Source organism: Candidatus Scalindua japonica (assembly GCF_002443295.1).
Lineage (GTDB): Bacteria > Planctomycetota > Brocadiia > Brocadiales > Scalinduaceae > Scalindua > Scalindua japonica.
The window spans coordinates 69111-81408 of record NZ_BAOS01000013.1 but is presented as its reverse complement, the minus strand read 5'-3'; the positions used below and the strand labels follow the sequence as shown (position 1 = coordinate 81408).

Here is a 12298-nt window from a genome sequence, read left to right as displayed (position 1 = left end):
AACTAATATAAGATGGAGCAGTGAACCGGTACATTGCAATCTAGAGCGTCATTGAAAGTAATTGGATCACTAAAATATATTTTATGTTCGGCGATTAACTGTTTCCTATATTCGTCTGTTTGTGATCCATCTAATGAAAAATCCCAGTCCATTATATTCTGCTTTCAAGGTCTGATCCCTGCTTGTTCTGTCAAAGTTAAAGAATTGACCCCTATATCCGCTAACTGGTCTGACACTAGAATCGCTACTCCTAACAGGGGCGTAACGAGTAATTACCTGGGAGACTTCACCCTTGGCCAGAGCAGCACATTAAATCTCACAGGTATAGGCAGCCATACCGCACTAGCCTTGGAATTCGACCTATATCTATTCTCTACATGGGATGGTAATAACACCACTTTTGGTCCAGATTTTTTCAGTTTAAGTGGCGATGTAAACGGATCATGGACATTTACTAACCATCAGCCCCAAGGCCAGAGCTACCCCGGCAGCCCGGATCTTATTCCTTTCGGTTCAGGAGCTGATGCGACTCATGTTTATCTGGGACTGGATCCAACGGGTACTGGAGACGATTTCCAGATAAGCCATACGGCAAGCACATTTTCCGTAACCTTCGGTGGGCCGACCGATCAAATAGACGAATGGTGGGGTATAGACAATGTTCGAGTGTCCATAGATGGTGGTACAACCGTACCCGAACCCACAACCGTCGCCCTTCTCGGTATAGGCTTAGCTGGACTTGCAGGAGCAGAAGTAAGACGCAGACGTAAAAAGAAAACAATTAATAGTTAGGTAATCATTAAACACCGATTTTCTCAAGTATTATACTCGTCACTAATAAACCCGAAATTTGATTGTTTTTGCCGTTAGTACAGGTTGCTTTGTAAGATAGTTAGGTGGTTGTTTTGGCGATTAAGACAGCTAAATAGCGATTATCATCATGCTGGCTCTATCCAAGTTTAGGCTAAAATAGATAGTTTCATACCTGTTTGCGAGGTAAAAACCACACGATTTGAATATACACTAAAACTATTAAAAATGTTTAATCAGCAAATTTGTACCCTAAAAACTAATATATAAATTTGCCCAACCGTCATTATATTAGTACCTCAACAAATTCTCTGGATGCATAATTAGGTTGTTATTGTGACTACAGTTCGGTCTGAGAAAATCGGTGTTAAACGATATTGCTTTATTATACAGACGCCTACATTCTTCATTAGTTGAGGGATGTAGGTGTTCTTTTATGCCTACTACATACCAGTACATCTTGCCAGTAATATACTTGTGTATCTTGATATTTATATTTTTTTAATATTAAAGGTAAGGTTATAGATTGTTTTGATTATGTTATAAAACACTTTTATAGTGTTCAGGCTGTGAGTGGGATATAACAGAAATGCATACAGAAAGAAAAGGCACATACACTACTTCTCTTATATATTGTTTATCATATTAAATATAAACAGGTGGTGAATCTGAAGTTTCACGGCCTTTCATTTTTCAATTAGTATTTCAATTTTCATGTTGATTTATTAATTAAGTACTATAAGCTTCTGTATATATAATTATACATTTTAATTAAAGGGGGGTCTATTTATTATGAAGAAGTTTGTCTTGGTTACTATATTAACAGTTCTTTGTTCTGCATTTCTCCATAACTCTGGAATAGCTTTTGGCCTTGACGGCAATCTTTATGGTGTTGCTGAAACAGGAGGTGGTGTCGTGTTAGGATATGATGTTGCAACTGGGTTACAAGTCAGTTCCATGGCGGTAGGTGTTAATCCAAATAGTAGTTTAGCATTCGGTAGTAATGGCTACCTCTACGGTTTCGACCGAACAAATTCACTAAATATCAATGTCATAGATGTAGTTGCCGGGGCGCAGGTTAATTCGTTTGGAACAAATTTACGCCATAACTCTGGAATAGCTTTTGAGCAAACCCCCGTTCCCGAACCCACAACTATCGTACTACTTGGAATCGGTTTAGCCGGGCTTGCAGGAGCGGAAGTAAGACGCAGACGGAAAAGGAAAGCAGTTGATACGGTTGATAATAGTTAGATAATTTATAGCTTCATTTATACAGACGCCTACATTCTTCATACGCTGAGGGATGTAGGTGTTTTTTTATCAATCCACCAAACAAGTTTACCAGTAATTTCCCTGTGTGCCCTGATGTTTAAATTTTCCTCAGCAATATAAGGCAAGAATCACAATTCATCTCGTCTGTAATAATGACTTCCATGAATACAGCTATATCCTCAATGCATTTTAGAGAGAGTTGATGAAGGTATGGTTTGGTTTTAGGTTTCTGCCAGTCAGGGTTATTTATCATTATTCCTCTTGATTTTAATAAGTACTTAAGTATCATACCCCTAATAGACAATCTATTTGATTGCACACAACACATAAATACTCCATCAGATGATAGATGTGCTTTTCATAAATTAAGTTTATTTTTACAGGGATATAAGTAGATGGGTTTTCACATTGTTTTTTTATAGTAGTAATCTTGCTTTCTGAATATCCTTATACTTATAAAAGTAATGCTATACAGAAACTATAAATTGTAGTTTATCAATAATATTAATAATTTCGTTTGTGCCCCCGCCCGGCGGGTGAAGAGAGGCGTTATGCATAGAAAGGTATTATGAAAAATTTTGTAACATTAATTTTAGTTATTGTTTTATTAATTCCGTATTCGACCTTTGCTGAAGAATCTAATAAAGAAACTGTTCCTGAACCAAATTGGTATATATTAAATACCAAGCCATTTAAATCAACAAAGAATGGAAATGTTGAAATTGATAGTTTTAAACTCCAAAATGAAAGAACCAAAAAACTTGATTATGCATGGGCTTGCTGTTTAACAATTGGTGATACATGTAGGGTTATTATTTGGATTCGTGGAACCGATGAAGATATAAGAATTACATATAAAGGAAAGAAAGAAAATAATTTATGTGCTGTTTATGTATCTAGTTCAGATTATGAAAAATATTTCAAATGTTCTGTCTTAGCAGGGATTTCTGCTTATAATGGTGAAGAATATATTGCATCTTTTGAAGGTGACCCAGAAGGTGATAGAGAAAAGTACTGGTTTGAATGGACTTCTAATGTTCGTCCAACGTTCTATTGAATTTTAAAGTAAGCATAACGAATTAATCAACACTCAGCCGAAGCAACCATCTTAGTGTTGATGGCTGGTTATCAAATTGTTAGTAAATAAATAACAGGTAATCGAAGAGATATTGATACCACACAAATCATATCCAATAGAGCAAAGCCAACTAATGTGATGTATAAAGAAATACTTTTAAGGGAGCATAAACAGGCAAGGGAGATAGAAAGGAGATTATGGAAAGAGTGAAAATTAGCATTTTGTTTTTTATCTTAATTTTATTAGCAATACCAAATATTGTATTGGCAGAAGAAGAGTGACCTACCTATAGCAAATATTGGCAATCGCTTACTACTAAAGAAAGAATATTATATTTAAGAGGTTATCAAGATGGGACACTTGACGCTTTTTCTGTAGTGTATGATATAATACCCGAATCGTTAGACAAATCGGTATCTAACAAGCTAGGACAACTGCAAATGGATGCATTCATTAATTATGATGTTATTGGTGAAACGGTGCTGCGTAATGTTATTTCTGATTTATACAATGATCCTGCAAACTCTTACATTGAAATCTGCGATATAGCATACATTGCAAGAGATAAAATCCAATGGAAATTTGTAGATAATAAGTTGTTGAAGGCAAGGAGAGAAGTGCAAGCTTTTTACGAACGTTTTCAACACTTACTGAAAAAATAATACAAACCAAAAGATATGAATTGTAAAGACTGGTTATACTAAAGTTATGTCTTTACCGCCTAATGTTAGATATAAGGATAAGTTTTTAAGAGCGTATAAACATGCAAGAGAGAGTCCGAGGGGGATTATGGAAATAAATCGCTAGCGATGAAATGCGTAATAAAGCGCACTTGCTATAGAAAAATAGTGATGTGGCTTTGGCAATAGTTAATTAAATGCTACTATGGATAAAGCAGGTTTTGTATATATAATGACTAACAATTCCATGCCTGGTTTGGTAAAAATCGGAATGTCACAGACAGTTCCTACAAGGAGGGCTAAAGAACTTGAAACTACAGGTGTCCCCGAATCTTTCGAGCTTGCATACTATGCTTATTTTTATAATGATATGGTTCAAGCTGAAAAAAAAGCTCATAGGACACTTTCTAAGTATCATCATAAAAAAGAATTCTTTAGGACTGATGTTGAAACTGCTATTAATTCTATAGAAAATACAGGATTTCGTTTTGAAAGAGCACACTGTATAGTAAAAAAACCTGAACAGTGGTGGATAGGGGAAGCAGAGCGCAAACAACAAAAACATGTTGAGAGAGAGTTAAATGTAGAAAATGACAGGATTGCTAAAAAATGTATAGAAGAAGAAAATCACGGATATGAATTAAAATATAAACCGCATGTACAAAAGGAAAAGAAACAGGCCGAATTAGAGAAAGGAAGGGGTGAAGAACGAAGAAATGAAGAAATATTTAAAAAAAGAAGTGAAGAAGAAAAAGCATATAGGCGTATAGAGCCAAGTTTTTTTAAGTCCGTAAGTAAGAATGAGATTGAAATTTTAGACACAGAAAGTGGTAGGCAATTTATTGAGGAGCTTAATAAAAAAGAAAATATTGTCACGCAGCCATTTAAAAAATTTAAGTGGAAGTGGTGGTATATATTTATTATTTACACAATATGCAGATTTCTTTTGAAGCTGGCATACAAGAAATAATAAACAAGCTATATGGCTCAATTGTTTTATGGATAGACTTTTAAGAAACGGTATAAAAAAAATCATATTTGTAAGTAGTCCGTAAACTATTCAGGTAAATGAATATAAAATAACCAGCTTGATAGCCCCTGTAAAAACAATACTAGAAAAATATTGGCATAGTGTTGATAGATAATAATGAAAAGAGATTGAGTTATAAAGTTTTAGTAAACATATGATATGACAGCACGGAATGAGCTTGCAGTATTAAGAATTTTTCTGAACATAACATAATACTTATTTTACGACGTTGGAATTAAGTCTTAATTTGACAAAGAGTTATGAACGATTGTTTTTCTCAAAAAATGGTGGGGCGTTATTATGATTAAGTCGCTCCAAGACCTGTTTTTTAGGACGTAAAATAAAGACTTATATCAATAATTTAACACAAGTGGTGAAGAAATAATCAGAAAAGCAAAAAACTGCCCCACCTGAGCAAAAAATACTGACTCCTACTGTCACAAATATTATCACATGTTGCATATTTTATTCAGCTTCACTGAGTTGTAGTGATACAGTTTTCATGTTTGTTTCTACGGCTGTCTCGCTGTTACTATTACACTCAGTTCAATATAGTCGGTTATTATGTGACCATCATTCTATTAGAAATCATATGTTAAGCACTTCAGTATATTGAATGTGTTAAGAGGTAGGGGCAGGGGGGCCGGATTTGTTTTTTGTTTTCTTGATGTCTTAATAGGATTGATTTAGACTCTCAACCATGTTAATTTATTAATTCTAAAAGAATTGGGACTAGGGTCGCTCCTGAAAGCTGGCAATCTCTACCAGTTGTTCCAATTTTCACTTAGAGAGTTACAAAAGAGAGGTAGCAGCATGGCTAAAGAACATAAAACCAACTATAAAAATAAAGAACTCTCCCCAATTGTAAATAAACTTTTAGAGTGCTGTGAGAAGCGTCAATCAGTTTTTCTTTATGGTGACTTGCTTGCTGATGACCATGAGAACTTAATGAGTAAGATTCGTGATATGTGGGCGAGAGTATATTTGAAAGGAGGCGAAGGGCCTTATTTCTGGGAACTTATTGATTGTGAGTTTATGAATGGCGAGGGCGTTTATAATGAACTAGCAGGCCGTGTTGACAATAATGGCGTTCTATTAAGAGACGGTCTTTTGTTTAGATGTGATGGACTAATTTTTCTTGATAATTTACATTGTAGAAACAACGAGGATGTAGAAAACTATATTAATCTAGCAAAAATTATTGCTGAGCATAATGGTATATCCAAAAACAAACATTTAACAACTATTTTTAAAGACGGTAAGCACCTGAGCCAATCTGTTTTTGAAAAGAATGTATATGTTTCGAGTCCTTTGCCAACTATTTTTGAATGGTTAGTTGTGTACACGTATAATGATCTTAATGATTTTCCAAAGCCTTTTCCAAAGCCTTTTCTAAAGCAGTTCAAACTGATTTCGCTTGATGGTGGGGATGCTAAAGAAGCAGGATCAGAGGAAGAACTGGTTGATGATCTGGCGCAGTACAAGAACTCCCCATTATACAAAAAGACCCCAAAAAATGCTAAATGGCAAGACTTAACAATGGCTTTCCCAAACCATTTGGAAGATAAAGTCGGTATAATCTTTAAAAGTACAGAAAAAGACACTGTTTCTTTGAAAGACCTAGGGTTTGTAGATAAAAAGGCAACCAGGACATTCAAGCCTCTCGAATCCTTAGTATTGCTCAAACGGATTGCAAATGATAACAACAAATATAGTTTCCCTTTGGGTACTGATAGTGAAAGAGGTACGTTGAATGCTCAAATCACATCGTTGAGAAATGTCCTGAGACAATGTTTTGGTATTGATGGTGATCCTGTTCCAGCCAATGAAAAAGGTGGATACCGCCTTTTATTTAAAGCTTATTGTTATGATTTAAAAGAAAAACAGGAAGTAGATACATATCTCGATAGCTTGAAAGAATATTTCACAGAATTAAAATCGGAAGTAAGTAACACTGGGGTGCGCCGTGACAAGGATAAAATAAAAGAGCTTAAAGAGGCGATTCAAGTTGTTACAAAAGAAATTACTCAAAGAATACCCAATATGACAATAGAAAATGTTATTTGTTTCGAATGCGATCAAAATATTTCGATATATAAGTTGGTTAGCGATAATACTCAAATATTATGCAGTAAATGCATGCCAGAAACAGCAAGCGAATATGAATCTAAAAGCGTTATCGATTACAAAGATAATGACATTTCCAGAAGTTAATAAATCAGATAAATAAAACCTACTCGTAAACCAATCAAGCCATAGAATTATCACCTCCCGTCTAATATTAGACGCCAATATTTGCCCTGTTTTAAACTTTCTCAAAAAAATATTTATCGTCGTATCTATCGTTATTTACAAATCTTACAGAAATATCTTAATCCATGAGTCCCCTTTCTGTCTAATATTAGACGCTGAAACAAGGAATAGTGAAGGGTTTACGTTATTGCTGTTTCAACATTAACAGGAGGGTTTTTAGTGGCAAATACAGAACGGTTACTAAGCACATCAGAAATACTAAGAGTATTAGACATACCCAGCTACCGGCTGGACTACTTATTCAAGTCAAGGAAGTTGAAGGCTGAGGATTTTACAACCTTAGACAACGGCCACCGAATTTATAAGAAAAGTGATATTAATAAAATACGTGAAGCACTTTTTGAGGTGTCATCAAAATGAGAATGTCCGTGTTGAAATACTTATTAAGATGGTATCGTGATAAACTTCTGGCAAAAGAATGTACCAGTGAAACCTCGAATTTAGTCGAGAATGTATAGATTATTTTTTAGAAGAAATCAGTCAGGCAAAACTATGAACAAAGAGTTAGTAGATAAAGTCAAGAAAGAAGTAGATATTATTGGTCTCGCAAATCGTCTTGGTTTCAGCATTATTAACCAAAATAAAATCAAATGTTACAACGTTCACTCGCATAATAACGGAGATATTCATCCCAGTTTAAACCTAGATAAAAACAGAAATAGATTTAAATGCTTTGCCTGTGGTGCAAGTGGGAGCGTGATTGATTTGTTTATGGGTTATAAAAGAGTAAATTTCAATATGGCTGTTAATAAATTGGCTGAAATGCATGGGATTGCAAATACCTCTGCTGAATCAGAGGTAGTGGCAACATTTAACTACAAAGACGTTGAAGGCAAAACACTTTATATCAAGGAACGTGTTGAACCCGGAAGAGATGGGAAAAATAAGGAGTTTTTCTTTAAACATCTGAAGCATGGAAAATGGGTAAATGGCAGAGGTTGCGAACCTGTACTTTATAACCTGCCAGATGTCGTCGAGAATAAGGTATTGATCTTTGTCGAGGGCGAAGGCAAAGCGGAACTTTTAAGAAAGTGGGGGTTGCCTGCCACAACACTTGATTCAGGAGCCAAAAGTAAATGGAAAGATGAATATTTCAAATATATAGACGACAAAGAAAAAGTAGTTCTCATTCCTGATAATGACAAGCCCGGCATGGATTATACCTTAATGATTGCGAATAATATACATAATAAAGTAGGTGTTGTGAAGATAATTGAGTTGCCGGGGCTGCAAGAGAAAGGGGATATTATTGATTGGGCAGAGATACCGGGTAATGATAAAGACAAACTGGTTAGTATTATCAAGGATGCACCCGCATGGATACCATCTCAAGACACTGTAGAACCCATTATCAATAAAAATACTGGGGCAGATGAGAACGAATGGCAGGACCCCATACCCTTTGATGACTTTTCTAAACTCCCGGAATTTCCCACAGAAATGTTGCCAGTAACAGGAAGAAAAATGGTTGAGGCAGTAGCCGAAGTAAATCAAGTAGATAAAGGATTGCCAGGAAGCATGTATTTAGCGGCATTATCTACATGCCTTTCAAAGAAGTGCCAAGTTAACTTATTAACACACACTGAACCAGTTAATATTTTTACTTGTCCAATCCTTGATCCGGGTGAACGCAAAACAAGCACAATGAATATAATGATGGCTCCTATTTATGAGTATCAGGAAGAGAAGGCCGGAGAGGTAACAGGCGACGATGAAGAGGCTCCTGTATACATAGTGGATGATATTACATCCGAAGCCTTGTTTAAATTAATGACAGAGAACAATGAACGCATGAGCGTAACAAGTGCAGAAGGCGGCATCTTTGGAATAATGGCTGGTAGATACAATACAAATGGTAACGGAAATATTGACGTTTATCTAAAAGGCCATGCAGGAGACCCTTGCAGCAATCACAGAATAGGAAGAAAGTCGCAGTCTATGAGATCCCCCGCCTTAACTATATGTTTGGCTGTTCAGCAAGACATTATCAAGGAAATTGGAAGAAATAAACAATTTAAAGGGCGCGGTCTTATCGGGAGGATTTTGTATTGTTATTGTCAACATCGGGCAGGTTATAGAAAACGGCAGAAAGAGACAATATCAGAGGAACTTAAACAAGAATATAGAGAACATATAATTAGTTTAATGAGCGTGCCGCTAAGTCTTCACAATCTTGAGTTGTCTTCTGAAGCACATGTGGCATGGGATGAGTTCCATGACGATATAGAAGCTGAAATGAAGCCGGGTAAACAAATGTCAGCGATGAAGGATTGGGGATCTAAACTTCCCGGCGCAGTTGCAAGGATAGCTGGATTGTTACATTATGCAGAGAAAGGACAACAGGCAACAAATAATCCTATTTCTGTCAATGTTGTCAATGGTTCTGCTGTAATAGGCGCCTATTATCGTGAACATGCGTTAGCGACATTTGGCCTCATGAATGAGAGTCCAGAGATTGAATCAGCTAAAAGGATACTCGAATACTTAATACATCATAAGCCTTACACATTTACCGGAAGAGATGTCTTGAGACATAAATATGCCTTAAAAACAATGGGAGAAGTTACACCGGGGCTAAAGTTGTTGATTGAAAGAAGCTATATCAAGGAAATCGAGGGAACAAGAACAGCGACCTTTGAGGTAAATCCAATAATCAAAACGCTATGAATTCATTGACAGCATTGACAAAGTCTCTTTTTTGAGCGGTAGAATACCATTCTGTCAATGTTGTCAATGGTTTTAAGGAGAATAAAACAATGGATTTAATGGAAAAGTATCTTTCGAGGGCAAAGCCGGAAGGTAGTAAAAAAAAGTTAGAGCCGATCTCAGATGAACACCTTCAAGATGTCTTTCTTGAAACTGTGAGCAAAGTTAATAAAAGCTATATAGAAGGTACAATACAGTATATAGGAGAACATCATCCTGGTCTTGATGATAAGATCAACAATGCAGATGACAGGATCAACAATGTATGGAAAGCATGTAATGAGGGTGCGGCAAGTATCGAGTGTTTTAACGAGGCATTAGCTTCATATGAAAGTTTATATTTACAAGCTATTAATTTGTATAGAAGGTAACACTGAAAGTGCTGAAAAATCTAGGTGTAAATGATGCGGTAATCCGGGACAACGGTATTGTTTCGGTAAGGTAATATCCGGGAAGAATAAATGAAAAAGCTATTAAGTGTTGATGATATTGCTGAGTATTTGGGTGTGCCAAAAAGTACGATTCGTTATTGGTGCTTTACAAAAAAAATCCGCCATTATAAGATTGGACGCCATTTAAAATTTGAAAAGTCTGAAATTGACAAATTTTTGGAATCCAATTTAGTGGAAAGGAGGTAGCATGGGCATCTATAGTAAGAAGGACAAAGACGGCAAATTGCGCTGGTATATCGACTTTTATGTTGATGGTATTCGTAAGCGGGAAGTAAGCACCAAGTTAACACCTTTAAAGTTTGGTAAAAAAACCAGTAATAATTGCAGTATAAGCTATCGAATGAATAGGAAATATGGTATGATTTAGGTCATGGAAGCGGTGGTTGAAATAACAGATTTTAGTATTGAAAATGTGCTTGCGCAGAACGATGAGTTGCGTTGTAAACTCGAATCTAGAGACCACCAGATCATGCTACTCGAAGAAAAGATCAACTACCTCCTTTATCATCGTTTCAGTTCAAAGTCTGAGCGTTTTGATAAGCGCCAGCAATTGCTGTTCGGTAACGAGGATGCTGCTTGTGAGGTTGAACCTGCAACCGAAACTAAGGTACCTGAGCACACCAGAAAGACTGGTGGTCGACGTGTCCCTCCCCAGCATCTTCCGCGTGTTCGCGTGGAGCATGATCTGCTGGAAGAAGAGAAACAGTGTTCCTGTGGTTCTTGCCTGAATCGAATAGGAGAAGAGGTTTCATTTCAGTACGACGTGATTCCCGCCAGGTTTCAAGTAATAGAGAACATTAAGTTCAAGTACAGTTGCTCTAACTCCAAGTGCAAGCAACCGCCAATAACTGCACAACAAAGTCCACCGGCTCCTTTGCCTCGAACCCAAGCATCACCAGGTGTTCTTGCCTGGGTTGGTTCGAGCAAATTTGCTGATGGTCTTCCGCTAAACCGTATAGCTTCTATTGCTGGAAAACGTTTTGGCGTACCGTTCACCAGTACCACATTGGCAGACTGGATGATCAAAGGTGCAGAGCAAATTATTTCTCCTCTGGTAGCTACCATGGAAAATGCGCTTGATGGACATGACTATCTTCACATTGATGAAACCACCCTTCAGGTTCTGAGCGAAGAAGGACGAACTGCTAAACAGAAGTCCTATATCTGGTGTCGTGTTACTGGCGGTAACGATACCCCGATTGTACTTATGCACTACAGTCCCAGCCGTGCAGGAGCTGTAGCCAGCAAACTGTTGGAAGGGTTCAGTGGTTTTTTGCAAACCGATGGTTACGCTGGTTATGGGGCATCAGCCTCGCGTCCTAATGTTATCCAGTTGGGATGCTGGGCACATGTTCGTCGTAAGTTTGATGTTGCAAGAAAAGCCAGTTCGCCAGGCGCTGCCAATATTGCCCGGCAAGGCATGGAGTTGATCAGAGAACTCTACTACCTTGACAATCAAGAAAAAGAGAAACCACCGGATCAACGAAAGAGATATAGACAAGAGGTAGTTAAGTCTTGCTTGGATAAGATCCGTTCCTGGATTAATAGAAATCAGGTGCAGGCGTTTAGCTATGGAGGTTTGCTGTCGAATGCATTTACCTACATTAACAACCAATGGTCAAAACTAACAGTTTTCGTGGAAGACGGACGCCTGCAACTGGACAACAACAATGCGGAACGTCATATCCGGCCTATTGCGACGGGTAGAAAGGTGTGGTTGTTTGCACAAAGCGAGGCCGGTGCAAGGGCAACTGCAACTTGGTATTCGCTGGTTGAAACTGCAAGGGCTAATGGATTAGAGCCTTACTGGTATCTTCGAAAGGTTTTCGAAGAGATGCCAATGTATTTACGAGATCGAAAACCAGTAAATGATTTACTGCCTTGGAATGTCGATTCCAAGGAACTGGAGCAACTCGCTAGACGTGATTAACTGGGTGCTTACAGCGGGAATGTGTAG

12 protein-coding genes are annotated in these 12298 nt (G+C 37.2%); all 12 read left to right on the top strand.

Translation table 11 applies throughout. The features are described from left to right. The first annotated feature begins 204 nt into the window (after positions 1-204). The 12 genes from SCALIN_RS07840 to tnpC all read left to right on the top strand — a co-directional run bounded on the left by SCALIN_RS07840 (position 205) and on the right by tnpC (position 12271). Positions 205-792, top strand: coding sequence for a PEP-CTERM sorting domain-containing protein (locus SCALIN_RS07840; RefSeq protein WP_162532211.1), 588 nt, complete (start codon positions 205-207; stop codon positions 790-792). 810 nt (positions 793-1602) lie between these two features. Further along, positions 1603-2061, top strand: a complete 459-nt coding sequence (locus SCALIN_RS07835; RefSeq protein WP_096893956.1) for a PEP-CTERM sorting domain-containing protein — start codon at positions 1603-1605, stop codon at positions 2059-2061. A gap of 589 nt (positions 2062-2650) precedes the next feature. After that, a complete protein-coding gene (locus tag SCALIN_RS07830) occupies positions 2651-3139 on the top strand; it encodes a hypothetical protein (protein WP_096893955.1) in 489 nt (162 codons plus the stop codon). 461 nt (positions 3140-3600) lie between these two features. Further along, positions 3601-3822, top strand: coding sequence for a hypothetical protein (locus tag SCALIN_RS07825; protein WP_133111755.1), 222 nt, complete (start codon positions 3601-3603; stop codon positions 3820-3822). A 223-nt stretch (positions 3823-4045) separates the two neighbouring features. After that, the gene (locus SCALIN_RS07820; RefSeq protein WP_096893953.1) at positions 4046-4810 is read left to right on the top strand and encodes a GIY-YIG nuclease family protein; all 765 of its coding nucleotides are present in this window, start codon (positions 4046-4048) and stop codon (positions 4808-4810) included. Positions 4811-5683: 873 nt separating this feature from the next. Beyond that, positions 5684-7084 carry a hypothetical protein gene (locus SCALIN_RS07815; protein ID WP_096893952.1) on the top strand — a complete coding sequence of 467 codons (1401 nt, stop codon included), beginning with the start codon at positions 5684-5686 and terminating at the stop codon, positions 7082-7084. A 258-nt stretch (positions 7085-7342) separates the two neighbouring features. Continuing rightward, positions 7343-7543 carry a hypothetical protein gene (locus SCALIN_RS07810; RefSeq protein WP_096893951.1) on the top strand — a complete coding sequence of 67 codons (201 nt, stop codon included), beginning with the start codon at positions 7343-7345 and terminating at the stop codon, positions 7541-7543. 132 nt (positions 7544-7675) lie between these two features. Beyond that, a complete protein-coding gene (locus SCALIN_RS07805) occupies positions 7676-9850 on the top strand; it encodes a DUF3987 domain-containing protein (RefSeq protein ID WP_162532210.1) in 2175 nt (724 codons plus the stop codon). Positions 9851-9939: 89 nt separating this feature from the next. Next, positions 9940-10260 carry a hypothetical protein gene (locus SCALIN_RS07800; protein ID WP_096893949.1) on the top strand — a complete coding sequence of 107 codons (321 nt, stop codon included), beginning with the start codon at positions 9940-9942 and terminating at the stop codon, positions 10258-10260. A gap of 90 nt (positions 10261-10350) precedes the next feature. After that, positions 10351-10527 carry a helix-turn-helix domain-containing protein gene (locus SCALIN_RS07795; RefSeq protein WP_096893948.1) on the top strand — a complete coding sequence of 59 codons (177 nt, stop codon included), beginning with the start codon at positions 10351-10353 and terminating at the stop codon, positions 10525-10527. Position 10528: 1 nt separating this feature from the next. After that, positions 10529-10708 (top strand): hypothetical protein, encoded by a 180-nt coding sequence (locus tag SCALIN_RS07790; protein ID WP_096893947.1) that lies wholly within the window; start codon positions 10529-10531, stop codon positions 10706-10708. A gap of 3 nt (positions 10709-10711) precedes the next feature. Beyond that, entirely contained in the window at positions 10712-12271 is a 1560-nt protein-coding gene (tnpC, locus tag SCALIN_RS07785; RefSeq protein WP_096893127.1) for an IS66 family transposase, read from the top strand. Positions 12272-12298: the final 27 nt, after the last annotated feature.